We start from the raw sequence: 18,731 nt of genomic DNA, 5'->3' as shown, positions 1-18,731 counted from the left end.
AGGGATTTCATATGGACTTCAACCGCCTCGACCAGCAACTGCGCGACAGCCTGGCCGACCTGCGCCTGAGCAACGAGGAGCGCGACGAGCTGCGCCAGCTGGGCAGCGAGCTGAATCAGGATCAGGTGCGCTTTATGCGCAACCGCGCCTTCGGGCTTGCCCGCGAGCTGATGCGCGAGCCGGAGAACGTCGAGCCGGCGCTGAAGTGGCTGGAGCAGGTGATCAAGACCCTCGACAGCGTCGGCAGCGCGCCGCGCGTGGAGCATGCCAGCGCCCATTTCAGCCCGGGCGAGAGCTGTCGGCGCAAGATTCGCGAGCTGTGCCGCCAGGCGCGCAAGAGCGTGGATATCTGCGTCTACACCATCTCCGACGATCAGCTCAGCGAGGAAGTCCTCGCCTGCCATCAGCGCGGCATCGCCGTGCGGGTGATCACCGACAACGAAAAGCAGTTCGACGAGGGCAGCGATATCCAGTGGCTGCGCGACAAGGGCGTGCCGCTGCGCATCGACGCCGGGCCTTTCCACATGCACCACAAGTTCGCCCTGTTCGACGGCCGCCTGCTGCTCAACGGCAGCTTCAACTGGACGCGCAGCGCCACCACCAGCAACGAGGAAAACCTGCTGGTGATCGACCATACGCAGCTGGTGGCCGCCTATACGCGCGAGTTCGACAAGCTCTGGGCCCGCTACGCAGGTAACTGATGAATCACCCTCACGCTCGCCAGCTCCTCGGCTTCTATCGCAGCTGCTACCTGGCCGACAGTCGCGACCTGGATCTGGACAACCTCGGCAAGCTGCCCGCTAATCGCTGGGCCTGGCTCGACGGGCGCGAGGAGCTGGCCAGCGGTGCGCTGACGCTGCTGCCGCTGGCGACCGACCTGGGGCGGGTACTGGCCGAGGCGCAGAATCTGTACCAGCGCGAACTGCAACTGGTCTACGGCGTGCTGCCGATCTGTGGCCCGCTGCAGCTGGAAAGCGGTGGCGCGCAAACGGTCTGCGGGCCGTTGTTCTACTACGAGGCCAGCCTGCAACCGACGGCGGACGGGCAGAGCCAGTTGCTTGCCATCGATCTGCAGCGGGCACACGGCAACTGGCGCCTGCTGCGCCGTCTGTTCGACGAGAGTGGCGCAGGCAGTCTCGATGGCTTGCCGCTGCCGGAGGCCGCACTGGATGCCGTCACGTTGGGCCAGCTGCTGGCATGGGTGCAGCGCAACACCCAGGTTCGCGAAGTCGGCGAGGCGGCGGCCTTCCCGCTATTGGCCGAGGCCGAGGAGCTGGCCAGGGCACAGCGCCGCCGCAGCCTGTCGCTGATGCCCGGGGCCTGCGTGGCGCTGGTGCCGCGCGGCAGCGGCAGCCGGGGTATCGCCCATGAGCTGCAGCTGCTGCAGGACGCCGAGCGGCTGTCGCCCGCCTTGCTGCAATTGCTCGGCGAGAGGCCGGCCACGCAGAAGGCAGGCTCGACCAGTACGCCGCAGCGCCTGCCGGCGCAGCTCAGCGCGGCCCAGTGCCAGGCGCTGGCCAATGCCGCGCGCTATCCGCTGAGCCAGATTTCCGGGCCGCCCGGTACCGGCAAGAGCTACAGCCTGGCGGCCCTGGCCCTGGATCGCTACCTGCAGGGCGAGAGCGTGCTGCTGGTCAGCCGCAGCGCCCAGGCGGTGCGAGTGATCGCGCACAAGCTGCGCGAAGATTTCGGCCTGCGCGACGGCGTGCTCGAGGGCGATGGCCAGAGCCTGCGCCAGGTCCTGCGCGAACGCCTGGAGCGGTTGCTGCAGGGCGAATTCGAGTGGGTGTCGGAGCAGGCCGAAGAGCGCCAGCGCAGCGAGCTCCAGGTGCTGACCCAGGCCGAACGGCGGCTGTCGGTGGATTTTCGCCAACGCTGCGAGCAGGCCGTGCGCTGGAGTCGTGTGCTGCTGCGGGCCGAGCGCGGCAGCCTGGCCTTCTGGCAGCGCTGGCTGCAGGTGCCCTGGGTGCGCAAGCGTATCGGCACCAGCGTGCGCCCCTGGGCATTGCTGGACGAACTGCGCGATTGTCAGCGGCGCCGGCAGCAGCTCAGTCGCGAGCACCTCAACAGTCATCGCGCGCTGAACCTCAAGCGTCTGCTGGTCAGTGACCGTGCGCTGTTCGTGCGTTACAACCAGGCCATCCGCGCGCGCAATTCACAGCGCCAACTGGCCCTGTTCGAGGATATCGACCCGGCGCGCCTGCTGGCCGCCTTCCCAATCTGGGTGGTGACCCTTGACGAGCTGCACCGGCTGCTGCCGCTGCGCCCGGAGCTGTTCGACGTGATGGTGATGGACGAGGCGACCCAGTGCGACATCGCCTCGGCGCTGCCGGCCTTCCAGCGCTGCAAACGTGCCGTGGTCACCGGTGATGCGCGTCAGCTGCGGCATATCTCCTTCCTTTCCCGCGTGCGCGAGACGCAGCTGTTGCAACGTGCCGGCCTGCAGGCCGAAGAGCGCGAGGCCTGGAGCTACCGCGACAACAGCGTACTGGATCTGGTCGGCCTGCAACTGGCCAGCCAGGAGGCGGTGGTCTTTCTCGACGAGCATTTCCGCAGCCGTCCGGCGCTGATTCGCTTCAGCAACGAGCTGTTCTACGACCAGCGCCTGCGGGTGATGAAGGAGCGGCCCGGCGGTGAGGCCTGCGACAGCCTGCAGCTGCTGCGCCTCGAGGGCCAGCGTGGGCGCAACGGTGCCAACGAGGCGGAAGTGGAGCGGGTACTGGAACTGATCGCGGCGCATCTGGCCGAGTATCGCGGCAGCCCGCTCAAGCCCAGCATCGGCGTACTGTCGCCGTTTCGCGATCAGGTCGAGCGCATCCGCCTGCGCATCGGCGAAACCCTGCCGCTGGAGCAGCTGCGCGAGTTCCGTCTGCTGGTGGATACGCCTTACGGCTTCCAGGGCGAGGAGCGCGACCTGATGATTCTCAGCTTCGCCATCGATGGCGAGGCCAGCCAGGCTGCGGCCTATCTGAATCGCGCCGATCTGTTCAACGTCGCCATCACCCGCGCCCGCGAGCGCCAGGTGCTGCTGTTCAGCGGCGACGAACGCCAGTTGCCGGCCACGCACCTGCTACGCCGTTATCTGGAATACCTCGAGAAGCCCGGCGCCGTCTGGCAGCCCGGCGCCACCGATGCGGCGCGGCAGAGCCTGTGCCAAACGCTGCAGGAGCAGGGCGTCAGCGTATGGAACCACTATCCGCTGGCCGGCCAGGTGCTGGATCTGTTCTGCCGCCGCGGCGACAAATGCCTGGCCATCGACCTGATCGGTTTTCCGGGGGAGGGCGAGGGCTTTCTCGAGCTGGAGCGCTACCTGGTGCTGGCGCGCGCCGGCCTGGAAACCCTGCCGCTGAGCTACGGCCTGTGGCGCGAGGCGCCGGAGCAGGCGCTGCAGGCGGTGCTGCAACGTTTGTAACTGGGGTGGGCGGGTTTCGGGTTAGACTTGCCGCCTCCCCCGAACAGCCAAGAAGCCCGCCATGGCCCTGCCATCGACCACCTACAAGATCGAACTGAACCTCACCGACATGGACCGCAGCGTTTATGAAAACCTGCGTTTCACCGTCGCCCGTCATCCGTCGGAGACCGAGGAGCGTCTGGCGGCGCGGCTGATCGCCTATGCGCTGTTCTATCACGAGCAACTGGCGTTCGGCCGCGGCCTGTCGGATGTCGACGAGCCGGCGCTGTGGGAGAAGAGCCTGGACGATCGCGTGCTGCACTGGATCGAAGTGGGCCAGCCGGACAGCGAGCGCATCACCTGGTGCTCGCGGCGCACCGAGAAGTTCAGCCTGGTGGCCTACGGCAACCTGCGCGTCTGGCAGGGCAAGTGCCTGGACCCGGTGCGCAGCCTGAAGAACATCAACGTGGTCGCCCTCGGCCAGGAAGCGCTGGCCGACCTGGCCCTGGACCTGCCGCGCTCGCTGACCTGGAGCGTGATGATCAGCGACGGCGAGCTGTTCGTCACCGACGAGCGCGGCCAGCACGAGATTCCCCTGGAGTGGCTGGCCGGCGAGCGCGGCTGAGGCGGCTCGCCGGGGCGATTCTCAGGATTGCCAGAACTGCAGCAGCGCGTTGAACGACAGGCCCACGCCCACCGCCGTGGCGACGATGGCCAGTACGCCGAAGGCCAGCATCCAGTCCGGGTGGCGGTAGTCGTTGCCGACGATGCTCGGCTTCTTCGCGGCCCACAGGATGCAGCCCAGCGCCAGCGGTAGCACTAGGGCATTGAGCGCGCCCGCCACCACCAGCACCTTCACCGGCTGTCCGACCAGGCTGTAGATCAGCGTGGAGCAGGCGATGAAGGCGATCACCACGCGCTGATTGTGCGTGCGGATGCTCGGGTGCAGTGAATACATGAAGCTGACACTGGTATAGGCGGCGCCGATCACCGAGGACAGCGACGCCGCCAGCAGCACCACGCCGAACACCTTGTAGCCGACCGTTCCCATGGCGTGGGCGAACACCGATGCCGCCGGGTTGCTCGGGTCCAGCGTCAGGCCCTGGCTGACCACGCCTAGCGCGGCGAGGAACAGGCAGATGCGCACCACGCCGGTGGTCAGGATGCCGGTGACGGCGGCGCGGGTGACCACACCGACGTTCTCCACGCCGGTGATGCCGGCCTCGACCAGGCGATGACCGCCGGAGAAGGAGATGTAGCCGCCGACGGTACCGCCGACCAGGGTGACGATCGGCAGCAGCAGGATCAGCGGGTCGTCCGGCTGAATGCTGCGCAGCAGCACGTCCTGCAGTGGCGGATTGGACTGCAGCATGGCGTAGCCGATCATGCACAGCATCACCAGACCGAACAGCTGCATCAGCCCGTCCATGATCCGCTTGGCGTTGCGCAGCATGAAGATAGCGATGATCAGCACAGCGGCGATCAGCGAGCCGAGAATCGGCGGTATGCCGAAGATCACGTTCATGGCCAGGCCGGCGCCACCGATGTTGCCGATGTTGAAGGCGATGCCGCCGAGCACGATGAAGGCCGAGATCAGATGGCCGATACCCGGCAGCACGCGGTTGGCGACGTCCTGGCCGCGCAGGTTGGCGACGGTGATTACCCGCCAGATATTGAGCTGGGCGCCGATATCGATCAGCAGTGAGATGAGGATGGCGAAGGCGAAGCTGGCCAGGTACTTCTCGGTGAACAGCGATGTCTGGGTCAGAAAGGCCGGGCCGATGGACGAGGTGGCCATGATGAATATGGCGCCGCGAAGGACGTTGCGTTGGCTGCCCGGCGTATGGCCGGCAAGGGACTGGGTGGGTTGCATGAAATTACCTTCTCGCTGTTGTTCTTGATGTAGGGCAGGTAGGTGGAGCGCCCGCATCACGGGCGTGAGTGGTGTTTCTTGTCGTTGTTGTGCCGGCCCGTGGTCGGGCCGGATGTTTTCTCGGTGAATCAGGGCGTCTGCCACTGTGCGAGCAGTTCGCGTTGCCGGCGCTGCGCCGCTTCCAGGGCAACAGGGCGCAGCTGTACTCGGTCGCCTGGCAGGCACTGCGCCAGAAGCGCCACGGCCAGTGGGGTGAGCGCGCCGAGGCGCGGGTAGCCGCCGATGGTCTGACGATCGTTGAGCAGCACGATGGGCTGGCCATCGCTGGGTACCTGGATGGCGCCCAGCGGCACGCCTTCGGAGACCATCGACTGGCGTGCGCACTGCAGCACCGGGCCGCACAGACGAATGCCCATGCGGTCGGCGCGCTGGTCGACCCGCCACTCGCGGTTGAAGGCATCGAACAGGCTCTGCCCGCTGAAGTCGCCGATCTGCGCGCCCAGCACCACGGTCAGCTCGGTGTTGCCCCCTGTCTCCGGAATCGGCGCGGTGCGGCGGATGTGTGGCTCGGCCCGTTGCGCGTCCAGACGATCACCCACCGCCAGCGGGCGACCGTCGCCCTGCAGGCCGCCGAGCGCTTCGCGCGGCACCGTGGCGCAGCTGCCGAGTGTGGCCGGGGCACGAAAACCGCCAGGTGCCGCCAGATAGGCTCGCACCCCCCGACGCGGCTGGGCAAAGCGCAGGCGCTGCCCCTTGGCGATGGGGAAGCTGCAGCCCGGCGCCAGCGCCTGTCCGTCGAGGTTGGCGCCGAGGTCGGCCCCGGTCAGGGCGAGATAGCCGTCATGCTCGGCGAGCAGCTCGAAGTTGCCCAGAACGATTTCGATCACCGGCGCCGTCAGCGGGTTGCCCAGCAGCCAGTTGGCCCAGTAGTGCGAGCACCAGTCGGCGCTGCCGCCCTGGGTCACACCGAGGTGGCGTACGCCGAAGCGACCGCCGTCCTGCAGGCTGGCGAGGGCGCCGCTGCGTTCCACCAGAAGGCTCATGGCGTCACCTCGAAGGGCGTGTCGTCGCCACCCAGACGCACGAACTCGTCGCGCTCGATGGGCACGAAGCGCACCCGGTCGCCTGGCCGCAGCAGGCTGTAGCCATCCAGCTGGCGGTCGAAGAGTTGGCTGGGGCTGCGTCCGATGAGGTTCCAGCCGCCGGGGGAGACCAGCGGGTAGATGGCGGTCTGGCGGTCGGCGATGCCGAGGCTGCCGGCGGCGACGCGTTGCCGAGGCGTGCTCAGGCGCGGGCTGGCCAGGCACTCGTCGACCAGGCCCATGAAGGCGAAGCCGGGCGCGAAGCCGAGGGCGAAGACCTGATAGCTGCGTGCGCTGTGGCGCTCGATCACGCCGTCGCTGCCCAGCCCGCTGCGCTGGCCGAGCAGCGCCAGCTCGGGACCGACGCTGGGGTGATACCACACCGGTATCTGCAGCTCGCGGCCGCTGCTGTCGGTCTGCGGAGAAAGGTTGTCGAAGGCCTGGGCGATCAGCGCGCGGGCCTCGCGGTCGTCCAGCTGCTGCAGGTCATAGTGCAGCAGCAGGGTGGTGTAGGACGGCACCAGATCGACCAGCGCCGGGCCGAAGACGATTCGCAGGCGCTCGCTGGCTGCCAGCAGCCAGGGCATGTTGCTTTCCTCGATCTGCTCGAACAGGCGCAGGATCAGGCTGTCGATGCCCACCACCTCGATGCGCGGGGTCATGTCGGCAGGCTCTGCAGGGCGGCGCGGATACGCTGCACCGCCGCCACCGAGGCGGCGTTGTCGCCGTGTACGCAGAGGGTATCGGCGCGCAGGTAGAGGGCGCTGCCGTCGCTGGCGCTCAACGCCTCGCCGCGTGCCAGGGCCACTGCCTGGGCGACGATGGTTTCCGCGCCATGGTGCACCGCGCCGGGCAGGCTGCGCGCCAGCAGCATGCCATTGGCGTCGTAGGCGCGGTCGGCGAACACCTCGAACCACAGCTGCAGGCCCAACTCGTCCGCCATCGCCTGCGGCGCCCGATCGTCGCGGGTGGCCATCAGCATCAGCGGCAGGCCGCGGTCATAGGCGGCAACGGCGCGCATCACCGCACGCAGCTTGGCCGGCTCGCGCATCATGTCGTTGTACAGCGCGCCGTGCGGTTTGACGTAGCTGACCCGCGTGCCGTGGGCGCGGCAGATGCCGTCGAGCGCGCCGATCTGATAGAGCAGCATGGCTTCTATCTCGTCCGGGCTGCAGGCCATCGAGCGGCGGCCGAAACCGGCCAGGTCCGGGTAGGCGGGGTGGGCACCGATGCGCACGCCATGCTCGACCGCCAGCGCCACGGTGCGGCGCATGGTCAGCGGCTCCGAGGCGTGAAAGCCGCAGGCGATGTTGGCGCAGTCGATGAAGGGCATCACTTCGGCATCCAGACCCATGGTCCAGGCGCCATAGCTTTCGCCGATATCGCAGTTCAGGAGCAGGCGGCTCATCGGGATCCTCTGGTTGTTTTTGACGTGGCCCGAAGGTTCGGGTTGGGAATCTCGTTGGTATAACGATGATAAAATATCGATAAAACATCAATATGTTTTTGAAAAATTCCCCGAGCGGTCCTGGCCCGTGGTCCCTGTGCTTTGCTGTATGCTTGCCAGCCAACTTTCACCTGCGGCCCGCGCGGCCGTTCGCAGTCATGGATCGCACGATGGTTGATGCCAAATCCACCCGCTCTCCGCGTTCGCCTATCGTGGCGTCGGCCCACCTGGCCGAGCAGTCGCAGGAGCTCTCCGAACTCGAGTTCGCCATCATCATCTCCAGCAACGCCTTTCTGCGCTGGATGGAGCGCTGCATGCGCGCGGCCGGCGAAGTGGAGATGAACGCCCTCGACGTGATGGTCCTGCACAGCCTGACCAGCCGCGATCGCGCCAAGCGCCAGGCGGACATCTGCCTGCTGCTGAACATCGAAGACACCCATACCGTGACCTACGCGCTGAAGAAACTGGCCAAGCTGGCGCTGGTGGAGGGCGAGAAGCAGGGCAAGGAGATGTTCTACCGCACCACCGAAAAGGGCCGTGTCCTGTGCCAGGAGTACGCCGACATCCGCCGCGAATGCCTGATCGCCTCGTTCGAGAACCTCAACATCGACCCCGAGGAAATCCATCGCCTGGCCGGCATGCTCAGGGCCATGTCCGGCCTCTACGACCAGGCCGCCCGCGCCGCCACCTCGCTTTGACTCAAGCGCTGCGCGTCGGCTGACGCGCAGCGCCATACGGAATACCCATGCGCATCGATCTACGCCCCCTACCCGCAAGCCTGCCCGACCTGGGCAACCTGCCGCCGCTGCTCACCCGCCTCTACGCCGCCCGTGGCGTGCAGCGTGCCGAAGAATTGGACAAGGGCCTGGCGCGGTTGATCCCCTTTCAGCAGCTCAAGGGCATCGATGCGGCGGTCGAACTGCTGGTCGAGGCGCTGCAGCGGCGCCAGCGCCTCCTCATCGTCGGCGACTTCGATGCCGATGGCGCCACCGCCAGCTCGGTCGGCGTGCTCGGCCTGCGCCAGCTCGGCGCGGCGCATGTCGACTATCTGGTGCCGAACCGCTTCGAGTACGGCTATGGCCTGACGCCGGAAATCGTCGCCGTGGCGCTGCAGCGCCAGCCCGATCTGCTGCTGACCGTGGACAACGGCATCTCCAGCGTCGATGGCGTGGCCGCGGCCAAGGCCGCCGGGCTCAAGGTGCTGGTCACCGACCACCACCTGCCGGGCCCGGAACTGCCGGCGGCCGATGCCATCGTCAACCCCAACCAGCCGGGCTGCGACTTCCCGAGCAAGGCCATGGCCGGTGTCGGGGTGATGTTCTACGTGCTGCTGGCGCTGCGCGCGCGTCTGCGCGAGCTGGGCTGGTTCACCAGCCGCCAGGAGCCGAACCTGGGCGAGCTGCTCGATCTGGTGGCCCTCGGCAGCGTCGCCGACGTGGTGCCGCTGGATGCCAACAACCGCATCCTGGTGCACCAGGGCCTGGCGCGCATTCGTGCCGGGCGCGCGCGGCCCGGGCTGCGCGCGATACTCGAAGTGGCCGGGCGCGACCACCGGCGCATCACTTCCACCGATCTCGGTTTCATCCTCGGCCCGCGACTGAATGCGGCCGGGCGTCTGGACGACATGAGCCTGGGCATCGAATGTCTGCTCTGCGACGACGAAGCGCTGGCCCGCGACATGGCGGTGCAGCTCGATCAGCTCAACCAGGACCGCAAGGCCATCGAACAGGGCATGCAGCGCGAGGCGCTGGCCCAGCTCAAGGACCTGCCGCTGCAGGACATGCCGTTCGGCCTGTGCCTGTTCGAACCGGACTGGCACCAAGGGGTGATCGGCATCCTCGCCTCGCGCCTGAAGGAACGCTATCACCGCCCGGCCATCGCCTTTGCCGATGCCGGTGAGGGCATGCTCAAGGGCTCGGCACGCTCGGTGCCGGGGCTGCATATCCGCGATGCGCTGGACGTCGTGGCGGCCAGGCATCCGGGGCTGATCAGCAAGTTCGGCGGGCACGCCATGGCCGCCGGCCTGTCGCTGCCGCAGGAGCACTTCGGCGCCTTCGCGGCTGCCTTCGACGCCGAGGTGCGCCGCCAGCTGTGCGAGGACGATTTGACCGGCCGCCTGCTGTCCGACGGCCAGCTCGACGCCACCGAATTCCACCTGGAACTGGCTCGCGCCCTGCGCAACGCCGGGCCCTGGGGCCAGCATTTCCCCGAGCCGCTGTTCCATGGCGTGTTCCAGATCGTGGGCCAGCGCATCGTCGGCGAACGGCACCTGAAGCTGGTGCTCAAGACCGAATGCGGCAGCGTGCAGCTCGACGGCATCGCCTTCAACATCGACCGCGAGGTCTGGCCCAACCCGACGCTGCGCTGGGCCGAAGTGGCCTACAAGCTCGATCTCAACGAGTTTCGCGGCAACGAGAGCGTGCAACTGATGGTGGCGCATATCGCGCCGCGCTGAGCGCGTGCGATGAAATCCGGCGTTACCAATATGCCCGGCTGGCAGGGGGCGAACTCTGCTAGAAACTCTCGTCAGTTCAACCGATGTCGGTTGGCGGGCATCCGGAATTTCCCTGGGTTATCCAGGGTCGGATGCTGCGGTGCCCACTTCTCAGGAGAGTTCGCGATGAACACCAGCAATCTGCTCGATCAACTGCTCAAGGCCGGCCAGCAGGCCATGCAAAAGCCTGCCGGCAAGGCTGGCCAGGGGCAGCAGGCCGGCGGCCTCGGCGGGCTGCTGTCCGGTGGCGGCCTGGGCAGCCTGCTCTCCGGGGCCGGCGGCGGGGCGTTGGCGGCGGGCGCGGTGGGCCTGCTGCTGGGCAGCAAGAAGGCGCGCAAGATGGGCGGCAAGGCGCTGACCTATGGCGGCCTGGCTGCGCTCGGCGTGATGGCCTACAAGGCCTACGGCAACTGGCAGGCGCAGCAGGCCCTGCAGGGCGGCGCGCAGCCGGTGGAACCGCAGACCCTGGACCGTCTGCCGGCGCCGCAGGCCGAGCAGCACAGCCGCGCCATTCTCAAGGCACTGGTGGCGGCGGCCAAGGCCGATGGCCATGTCGATGATCGTGAGCGCCAGTTGATCGAGGAGGAGCTGGGCAAGCTGGCGCAGGACGCCGAGCTGCAAGCCTGGCTGCACGCCGAGCTGAACAAGCCATTGGACCCGGCCGACGTGGCGCGTGCCGCCAGCACGCCGGAAATGGCTGCGGAAATGTACCTGGCCAGCGTGCTGATGGTGGACGAGGAGCACTTCATGGAGCGCGCCTACCTCGAAGAGCTGGCGCGGCAGCTGCAGCTGGCGCCGGCGCTGAAGAGCGAGCTGGAGGCCCAGGTGCGTCTGGAGGCGGCGCGCGTCTGAGCCCGTCCTCAGTCGGCGTGCCAGCTCCGGCCTTGTGGTGGCGCCTCGCCGGACCAGTCGATGCCGTGGTCGGCCAGGTAGGCATCGACGGCGGCACCCACCGTGGGCTGGATGCGTTGCTCGCCGTGCTCGCGCAGCAGGCCGAAGCGGCGCAGCTTGTCCTTGACCGGGCCCTTGACCTCGGCGAAATGCAGCTCGATCCCAGCATCGGCCAGCATCTGCTCCAGCTCGGCGAGCATGTCGGCGGAGGTCACGTCGATGCTGGTCACCGGTTCGGCCGTCACCACCAGGCGGCGCACCGGCGTCGGTGACTGGGCGATGGCCTTGAGCACGCACTGCTGAAACTGTTCGGCATTGGCGAAGAACAGCGGTGCGTCCCAGCGAAACAGCACCAGGCCGGGCACCAGGCGGGCCTCGGGGTGACGCTCGATATCGTGGAAGCCGCGAATGCCGTCGACCTGGCCAAGCACCGCATAGTAGGGGCGCCAGCCGTCCCAGAGAAATTCGATCACCGCCAGCAGCACGGCGATGCCGATGCCGGGGATGGCGCCGAAGGTGGCCACGCCGGCGAAACAGGCCATCGACAGCCAGAACTCCCACTGCTGCACGCGGAAGATGCGCTTGAGGTCGGCGATCTCGAACAGGCCGATCACCGCGGCGATCACCACGGCTGCCAGGGCGCTGGCCGGCAGGTACTGCATCAGGTTCGGGGCGGCGATCAGCAGTCCGGCCACTGCCAGGGCACCGACCACGCCGGTCAGCTGCGTCTGCGCCCCGGCGGCCTCGGCCACCGGTGTACGCGAGGCGCTGCTGCTGACGGGAAAACCCTGAAAGAAGCCGCCAATCAGATTGGCTGCGCCCAGGCCGACCATTTCCTGGTTGGGGTCGACGTAGCGCCCGCTGCGCGCGGCATAGGTGCGCGACAGCACGCTGGTGTCGGCGAAGGCCACCAGCGCCGCCGCCACGCCGCCCAGCACCACGCTGGCCAGATCGACGCCGCTGAGCCAGGGCAGGGTGAAGCTCGGCAGGCCCTGAGGCAGCTCGCCCAGTGTCGCGACGCCGTGCTGGCTCAGGTCCAGCAGGTCCACCGCCAGGGTCGCGAGCGTGACCGCGATGAGGATGCCGGGCAGTCGCCGGAAGCGCCTGAGTGCGAGGATCAGCGCCAGGGTACCGCCACCGACGATGAAGCTGGGCCAGTTGACCAGGCCAGCCAGCAGGGCGTTGGCGATGGCCCAGATGTCCTGCACCGACCCCTGGCTGTCGATGGAAAAGCCGAACAGCTTGGGCGTCTGGCTGATCACCACGCTCAGGGCGATGCCGTTCATGTAGCCGTAGCGGATCGGCTTGGACAGCAGTTCGGTGATGAAGCCCAGGCGCAGCAGGCCCGCGACGATGCAGGTGAGCCCGGCCACCACCGCCATCATGCTGGCCAGGATCACTGCGCGCATCGGCTCGCCGCCCGACAGGGGCAGCACCACGGCGAGAATCACGGCGGTGAGCGCCGAGTCCGGGCCGAGCACCAGAATCCGGCTGGGGCCGAACAGGGCGTAGGCCAGCAGCGGCACCATGGTCGCGTACAGGCCGTAGATGCCCGGTACCCCCGAGGCTTCCGCGTAGGCGATGCCCACCGGCACCAGCATGGCGGTCAGCACCAGCCCGGCGGCGAGATCCTTGGGCAGCCAGGCCATCTGGTAGTGCCTGAGCACCAGCAGGCCGGGCAGCCAGCGCTGCCAGCCGCGAGGCTGTTCGACGACGGGGAGCGGCTTGGGTGGCGTGGACGGCATCGCAGCGGGCTCTGGGGGGACATCGCTAGTGTAACGACAAGGCCGAGCGGTTGGATCGCCCGCGCCGCAGCGATCATGCACGCATCATTCAGGGCCCTTATGTCCGACCAAAAGATCATTCTGCCTTCGCATGTCGCCGGCTAGTCTCTGAGTCTGGATACCCGAGCCTTGCGAGGACGCTCATGGCGCAGACGCCCCTGGACAGTTATGACTACCTGATCGTCGGAGCAGGCCCGGCCGGTTGCCTGTTGGCCAATCGCCTGTCTGCCGACCCCGGCGTCAGCGTACTGCTGATCGAGGCCGGTGGGCGCGACAACTACCCCTGGATCCATATTCCCGTCGGTTACCTCTATTGCATCGGCAACCCGCGTACCGACTGGTGCTACAACACCGAGGCCGACCCCGGCCTGCACGGGCGCGCGCTGAAGTACCCGCGCGGCAGGGTGCTCGGCGGCTGCTCGTCGATCAACGGCATGATCTACATGCGTGGCCAGGCGGCCGATTACGACGGTTGGGCGGCGGCCGGCAATCCCGGTTGGGCCTGGCGTGACGTGCTGCCGCTGTTCAAGCGATCGGAAAATCACTTTGCCGGCGCCAGCGACCTGCATGGCGGCGATGGCGAGTGGCGGGTCGAGCGCCAGCGCCTGTCCTGGGACATTCTCGAAGCCTTCCGTGAGGCGGCGGCGCAGAGCGGCATCGCCCGCATCGATGACTTCAATGGCGGCGACAACGAGGGCTGCAGCTACTTTCAGGTCAACCAGAAGCGCGGCGTGCGCTGGAACGCCTCCAAGGCCTTTCTCCGCGATATTCGCCAGCGTCCTAACCTGCGGGTGCTGACCGGCGCCGAAGCCGAGCGCCTGGAGCTGGAGGGCGGCCGCGCCAGTGCGCTGTGGCTGCGCTGGCAGGGGCGGGCGCTACGGGTGGCGGCGCGCCGCGAGATCGTTCTCTGCGCCGGGGCCATCGGCTCGCCGGCCTTGCTGCAGCGTTCCGGTATCGGCCCGCGGCCGCTGCTCGAACGCCTCGGCATCGGGGTGAAGCACGAGCTGCCAGGCGTCGGCGAGAACCTGCAGGATCACCTGCAATTGCGCCTGATCTACCGCGTCGAGGGGGTGAAGACGCTCAATCGCATCGTCGCCACGCCCTGGGGCAAGCTGGGCATGGGCCTGGAATACCTGCTCAAGCGCAGTGGGCCGCTGTCCATGGCGCCCAGTCAGTTGGGCGCCTTCGCCAAGTCCGACCCCGGCCAGGCGCGTGCCAACCTGCAGTATCACGTGCAGCCGCTGTCGCTGGAGCGCTTTGGCGAGCCCCTGCACGATTTCCCGGCCTTTACCGCCTCGGTGTGCAACCTGCGCCCGCACAGTCGTGGTCGTGTCGCGATCACCTCTGTGGACGCAGCAGTCGCGCCTTCGATCCAGCCCAACTACCTGAGCGACGAGCGCGACCTGCAGGTGGCCGCCGATGCCATCCGCCTGACCCGGCGCATCGTCGCCGCACCTGCGCTGGCCGGCTACCGGCCGCAGGAGTACAAGCCCGGGCCGGATTACCAGAGCGAGGCCGATCTGCAGCGCGCTGCGGGGGAGATCGGCACCACCATCTTCCATCCGGTCGGCACCTGCGCCATGGGACAGGGGCAGGGCGCGGTGGTCGATGCCCGCCTGCGCGTGCAAGGCATCGCCGGGTTGCGGGTGGTCGATGCCTCCATCATGCCGACCATCACCTCCGGCAATACCTGCTCGCCGGTACTGATGATCGCGGAGAAGGCGGCGCAGATGATCGCCGCCGATGCACGCGCGGCGATAAGCAGGGTGTCGCAGCGCGAGCCTGGTTGCGCGGTGAGCGCGTGACCGGTCGAGCCGAGCCTTGGCGGGCGAGGCGACAGCTGTGCTCTGGTAGCATTGGGCGTCGATGACTGGAGACGAACATGGCTCTGCGTGTAGCGCTGATCGGGTTGGGCTTGCTGCAGGTCGCTACGGGCATCGTAGCTGGCGACCTGGCGCTGGACCAGCGCGCCTTGCTCCTGGAGGACAGCCGCTTGCCGCGTGAGGCGGCCCTGGATCGTCTGCAGCAGGTGCGCTTCGCCTTTCGCGAGGCGGCGCCTGAGGCCGGCGAGTGGCCGCTGTGGTCGCGTACCTACGGTATCCAGGGGAGCTGGGACGACGCCGGCCTCGAGCGCCGCGGCGAGGGGCTGCTGATGGGGATGGATCGTGCGCTGGGTGGGCAGTGGATCGGCGGTGTGCTGGGTGGAGTGGCGCGTGCCCGGCTGGATCATGATCAGGGTCATGGCCGCACCGACAGTCATTACCTTGGGGTCTACGCCGCGACGCGGGTATACAACCAGTTGGGGTTTCGGCTCGGGGTGCTGCACGGCTGGCATGAGCTGGAACGGCGCGATGGCGCGCGCAGTTGGCAGCTGTTTGGCGAAAGCAGTTACGCCCTGGACTATCGCGATTTCACCTTGGAGCCATTTGCCGGCCTGGCGTTCGTGCATCTGGATGCCGACGCCCGGCGTTTCGACGGACTGCGCCTGGCGGCAGCGCACGAGCAGGCCGGTTACCTGACGCTTGGCTGGCGTCTGGCCGCGCCCTGGTACTGGCAGCAGCGCAAGTGGGTAGGGCGTGCCAGTCTGGCGCTGCGGCAGAACCTGGGCAGCGACCGCTTGCGTGACGAGGCGATCGACGGCCAGGGCGCACCCCAGCAGTTGCACAGTCGTGAGTTCGAGCGCAGCAGCCTGCGTCTCGACCTGAGCCTGGATCATGAACTCAGCCGCAGTCTCTACCTAGGCCTGACCTATGCGGGCCATTACGCCGAAGACGCGCGCGACAACGCCCTGGCAGCACGCCTGAGCCTGAAGTTCTGAGCGCGCCCCGCCGGTCATCCAGCGGGCTGCCAGGGGGCTTCGAGTCGGGTATACTCGCCGGCTTTTCAGAAACTTTGCGGTCACGGCTCTTGCCGTGCTCGGCCAGGGCAGCGCATCAGCCGCTCGGGCGAGCCGGATTGGGCTGTTTCGCGTCTATTGCCCGAGAGTGCTGCCCACCATGGAAATCAATCCGATCCTCAACAGCATCAAGGACCTGTCCGAACGTACCCAGTCAATTCGGGGGTATCTTTGACTACGATCACAAGCATGATCGTTTGGTCGAAGTAAACCGCGAGCTGGAAGACGCCAGCGTCTGGAACAAGCCCGAGTATGCCCAAGCCCTGGGCCGCGAGCGCGCCATGCTGGCGCAGATCGTCGAAACCATCGACGACCTCACCGGCAGCCTGGCCGATTCCAGGGACCTGCTGGAAATGGCCGCCGAAGAGAACGACGAAGGTGCGGTGAACGACATCGTCGCCGAAGTCGAGCGCCTGCGCGAGATCCTCGAGAAGCTGGAGTTCCGCCGCATGTTCAGCGGCGAGATGGACCCGAACAACTGCTACTTGGACATCCAGGCCGGCTCCGGTGGTACCGAAGCGCAGGACTGGGCCAACATCCTGCTGCGCATGTACCTGCGCTGGGCCGACAAGCGTGGCTTCGACGCCACCATTATCGAGCTGTCCGAAGGTGAAGTCGCCGGCATCAAGGGCGCCACCGTGCACATCAAGGGCGAGTACGCCTTCGGCTGGCTGCGCACCGAGATCGGCGTGCACCGCCTGGTGCGCAAGAGTCCGTTCGACTCCGGCGCCCGTCGCCACACCTCGTTCTCGGCGGTGTTCGTGTCCCCCGAGATCGACGACAAGGTGGAGATCGAGATCAACCCGGCCGACCTGCGCATCGACACCTACCGCTCCTCCGGCGCCGGTGGTCAGCACGTCAACACCACCGATTCGGCGGTGCGTATCACCCACGTGCCGACCAACACCGTGGTCGCCTGCCAGAACGAACGTTCCCAGCACGCCAACAAGGACACCGCGATGAAGATGCTGCGGGCCAAGTTGTACGAGCTGGAAATGCAGAAGCGCAACGCCGCCTCGCAGGCGCTGGAAGACTCCAAGTCGGATATCGGCTGGGGGCATCAGATCCGCTCCTACGTGCTCGATGACTCGCGCATCAAGGACCTGCGTACCGGTGTCGAGCGTAGCGACTGCCAGAAGGTCCTCGATGGCGACCTCGACGGCTACCTCGAGGCTAGCCTGAAACAGGGCCTGTAACCCTTACCCTGTAGGAGTCCGCCGGCTCCTACCAAACCCCATTTGCATTTACGCGTCAGGCAGATAACGACCATGAGCGACCAACAACTCGACCAGCCCAGCCTCAGCCACGAAGAGCGTCAGCACGAAGAAAACAAGCTGATCGCCCAGCGCAAGGAAAAGCTTGCCGCCGTGCGTGAGCAGGGCATTGCCTTCCCCAACGATTTCCGTCGCGACAGCCTGTGCGGCGAGCTGCAGAAACAGTACGAGGGCAAGAGCAAGGAAGAGCTGGAGGCCGCTGCCATCCCGGTCAAGATCGCCGGACGCATCATGCTCAACCGCGGCGCCTTCATGGTCCTGCAGGACACCTCCGGGCGCCTGCAGGTGTACGTTGACCGCAAGGGCCTGCCGGCCGAAACCCTGGAAGCGATCAAGACCTGGGACCTGGGCGACATCATCGCCGCCGAAGGCACCCTGGCGCGTTCCGGCAAGGGCGACCTGTACGTGAACATGACCAGCGTGCGCCTGCTGACCAAGTCGCTGCGCCCGCTGCCGGACAAGCACCACGGCCTGACCGACACCGAGCAGCGCTACCGTCAGCGTTACGTCGACCTGATCGTCAACGAGGAAACCCGCCACACCTTCCGCGTACGTTCGCAGGTGATCGCGCACATCCGCCGTTTCCTCAACGAGCGCGGCTTCCTCGAAGTGGAAACCCCGATGCTGCAGACCATTCCCGGCGGCGCGGCGGCCAAGCCCTTCGAGACCCATCACAACGCCCTGGACATGCAGATGTTCCTGCGCATCGCCCCGGAGCTGTACCTCAAGCGGCTTGTTGTTGGTGGTTTTGAAAAAGTGTTCGAGATCAACCGCAACTTCCGTAACGAAGGCGTCTCGACCCGGCACAACCCCGAGTTCACCATGCTCGAGTTCTACCAGGCCTACGCCGACTACCGCGACAACATGGACCTGACCGAGGAGCTGTTCCGCGAGCTGGCCCTGGCGGTGCTGGGCACCACCGACGTGCCCTACGGCGACAAGGTGTTCCATTTCGGCGAGCCCTTCGTGCGCCTGTCGGTGTACGACTCCATCCTCAAGTACAACCCGGACATCAGCGAAGCCGACCTCAATGACGTCGACAAGGCCCGCGCCATCGCCAAGAAGGCCGGCGCCAAGGTGCTTGGCCACGAAGGCCTGGGCAAGCTGCAGGTGATGATTTTCGAGGAGCTGGTGGAGAGCAAGCTGGAGCAGCCGCACTTCATCACCGAGTACCCCTTCGAGGTCTCGCCGCTGGCGCGTCGCAACGACCAGAACCCGGCCGTCACCGACCGCTTCGAGCTGTTCATCGGCGGCCGCGAGATCGCCAACGCCTATTCCGAGCTCAATGACGCCGAGGATCAGGCCGAGCGTTTCCACGCCCAGGTGGCCGAGAAGGACGCCGGCGACGACGAGGCCATGCACTTCGACGCCGACTTCGTGCGCGCCCTGGAATACGGCATGCCGCCCACCGCCGGTGAGGGCATCGGCATCGACCGTCTGGTGATGCTGCTGACCAACTCGCCGTCGATCCGCGACGTCATCCTGTTCCCGCACATGCGTCCGCAGGCCTGATGCCAGACAGAAAAGCCGCCCTCGGGCGGCTTTTTGCTGACTGGGCGCAGGATGCCCAAGCGCGCCGGCAGCCTTCGCTGCGCAACA

Annotated in this window: 15 protein-coding genes; 10 read left to right on the top strand and 5 right to left on the bottom strand. The window is 67.2% G+C overall.

Translation table 11 applies throughout. The features are described 5' to 3' along the window. The first annotated feature begins 11 nt into the window (after positions 1 to 11). The 3 genes from L1F06_RS18900 to L1F06_RS18890 all read left to right on the top strand — a co-directional run bounded on the left by L1F06_RS18900 (position 12) and on the right by L1F06_RS18890 (position 4,016). A complete protein-coding gene (locus L1F06_RS18900; RefSeq protein ID WP_129481705.1) occupies positions 12 to 701 on the top strand; it encodes a phospholipase D-like domain-containing protein in 690 nt (229 codons plus the stop codon). Beyond that, positions 701 to 3,412 (top strand): DEAD/DEAH box helicase, encoded by a 2,712-nt coding sequence (locus L1F06_RS18895; RefSeq protein WP_252576685.1) that lies wholly within the window; start codon positions 701 to 703, stop codon positions 3,410 to 3,412. Before L1F06_RS18900 ends, L1F06_RS18895 begins: the two co-directional genes overlap by 1 nt. Before the next feature lie 61 nt (positions 3,413 to 3,473). After that, positions 3,474 to 4,016, top strand: a complete 543-nt coding sequence (locus L1F06_RS18890; RefSeq protein ID WP_024309193.1) for a YaeQ family protein — start codon at positions 3,474 to 3,476, stop codon at positions 4,014 to 4,016. A gap of 21 nt (positions 4,017 to 4,037) precedes the next feature. On the opposite strand, the gene L1F06_RS18885 is transcribed toward L1F06_RS18890, so the two are convergent. From L1F06_RS18885 to L1F06_RS18870, 4 genes are all read right to left on the bottom strand, one after another. Continuing rightward, the gene (locus L1F06_RS18885) at positions 4,038 to 5,264 is read right to left on the bottom strand and encodes an NRAMP family divalent metal transporter (RefSeq protein ID WP_129481703.1); all 1,227 of its coding nucleotides are present in this window, start codon (positions 5,262 to 5,264) and stop codon (positions 4,038 to 4,040) included. Between the two features lie 128 nt (positions 5,265 to 5,392). Continuing rightward, positions 5,393 to 6,307, bottom strand: a complete 915-nt coding sequence (locus L1F06_RS18880) for a 5-oxoprolinase subunit C family protein (protein ID WP_129481702.1) — start codon at positions 6,305 to 6,307, stop codon at positions 5,393 to 5,395. Then, a complete protein-coding gene (pxpB, locus tag L1F06_RS18875) occupies positions 6,304 to 7,008 on the bottom strand; it encodes a 5-oxoprolinase subunit PxpB (protein ID WP_129481701.1) in 705 nt (234 codons plus the stop codon). The genes L1F06_RS18880 and pxpB overlap by 4 nt, the downstream gene beginning before the upstream one ends. Then, the gene (locus L1F06_RS18870) at positions 7,005 to 7,754 is read right to left on the bottom strand and encodes a 5-oxoprolinase subunit PxpA (protein ID WP_129481700.1); all 750 of its coding nucleotides are present in this window, start codon (positions 7,752 to 7,754) and stop codon (positions 7,005 to 7,007) included. Before L1F06_RS18870 ends, pxpB begins: the two co-directional genes overlap by 4 nt. 209 nt (positions 7,755 to 7,963) lie before the next feature. On the opposite strand from L1F06_RS18870, the gene L1F06_RS18865 reads away from it, so the two are divergent. The 3 genes from L1F06_RS18865 (at position 7,964) to L1F06_RS18855 (ending at position 11,139) form a co-directional block, all read left to right on the top strand. Then, on the top strand, positions 7,964 to 8,491 hold the full coding sequence (locus tag L1F06_RS18865) for a winged helix DNA-binding protein (protein ID WP_129481699.1): 528 nt from the start codon (positions 7,964 to 7,966) through the stop codon (positions 8,489 to 8,491). Positions 8,492 to 8,538: 47 nt separating this feature from the next. Then, the gene (gene recJ, locus L1F06_RS18860) at positions 8,539 to 10,248 is read left to right on the top strand and encodes a single-stranded-DNA-specific exonuclease RecJ (RefSeq protein WP_129481698.1); all 1,710 of its coding nucleotides are present in this window, start codon (positions 8,539 to 8,541) and stop codon (positions 10,246 to 10,248) included. 165 nt (positions 10,249 to 10,413) lie between these two features. Next, positions 10,414 to 11,139, top strand: coding sequence for a tellurite resistance TerB family protein (locus tag L1F06_RS18855; RefSeq protein WP_129481697.1), 726 nt, complete (start codon positions 10,414 to 10,416; stop codon positions 11,137 to 11,139). Positions 11,140 to 11,147: 8 nt separating this feature from the next. Here L1F06_RS18855 and L1F06_RS18850 read toward each other — a convergent pair whose 3' ends face one another. Continuing rightward, positions 11,148 to 12,923 (bottom strand): SulP family inorganic anion transporter, encoded by a 1,776-nt coding sequence (locus L1F06_RS18850; RefSeq protein ID WP_129481696.1) that lies wholly within the window; start codon positions 12,921 to 12,923, stop codon positions 11,148 to 11,150. A 182-nt stretch (positions 12,924 to 13,105) separates the two neighbouring features. On the opposite strand from L1F06_RS18850, the gene L1F06_RS18845 reads away from it, so the two are divergent. The 4 genes from L1F06_RS18845 to lysS all read left to right on the top strand — a co-directional run bounded on the left by L1F06_RS18845 (position 13,106) and on the right by lysS (position 18,644). Then, the gene (locus L1F06_RS18845) at positions 13,106 to 14,767 is read left to right on the top strand and encodes a GMC family oxidoreductase (RefSeq protein WP_129481695.1); all 1,662 of its coding nucleotides are present in this window, start codon (positions 13,106 to 13,108) and stop codon (positions 14,765 to 14,767) included. Positions 14,768 to 14,844: 77 nt separating this feature from the next. After that, positions 14,845 to 15,780, top strand: coding sequence for an autotransporter outer membrane beta-barrel domain-containing protein (locus L1F06_RS18840; protein ID WP_129481694.1), 936 nt, complete (start codon positions 14,845 to 14,847; stop codon positions 15,778 to 15,780). Positions 15,781 to 15,958: 178 nt separating this feature from the next. Next, positions 15,959 to 17,054 (top strand): peptide chain release factor 2 gene (gene prfB / locus L1F06_RS18835; RefSeq protein ID WP_096827723.1). Its coding sequence is split into 2 segments (ribosomal slippage): positions 15,959 to 16,030 and positions 16,032 to 17,054, totalling 1,095 coding nucleotides; the frame shifts between segments, so codons are not numbered across the junction. A 72-nt stretch (positions 17,055 to 17,126) separates the two neighbouring features. Then, positions 17,127 to 18,644, top strand: a complete 1,518-nt coding sequence (gene lysS, locus L1F06_RS18830; RefSeq protein ID WP_003246102.1) for a lysine--tRNA ligase — start codon at positions 17,127 to 17,129, stop codon at positions 18,642 to 18,644. Positions 18,645 to 18,731: the final 87 nt, after the last annotated feature.

It is taken from the genome of Pseudomonas hydrolytica, from assembly GCF_021495345.1.
In the GTDB taxonomy this organism is placed as follows: Bacteria; Pseudomonadota; Gammaproteobacteria; order Pseudomonadales; family Pseudomonadaceae; genus Aquipseudomonas; species Aquipseudomonas hydrolytica.
The sequence above is the reverse complement of the archived record's forward strand: the minus strand, read 5'-3'. Positions and strand labels throughout refer to the sequence as shown.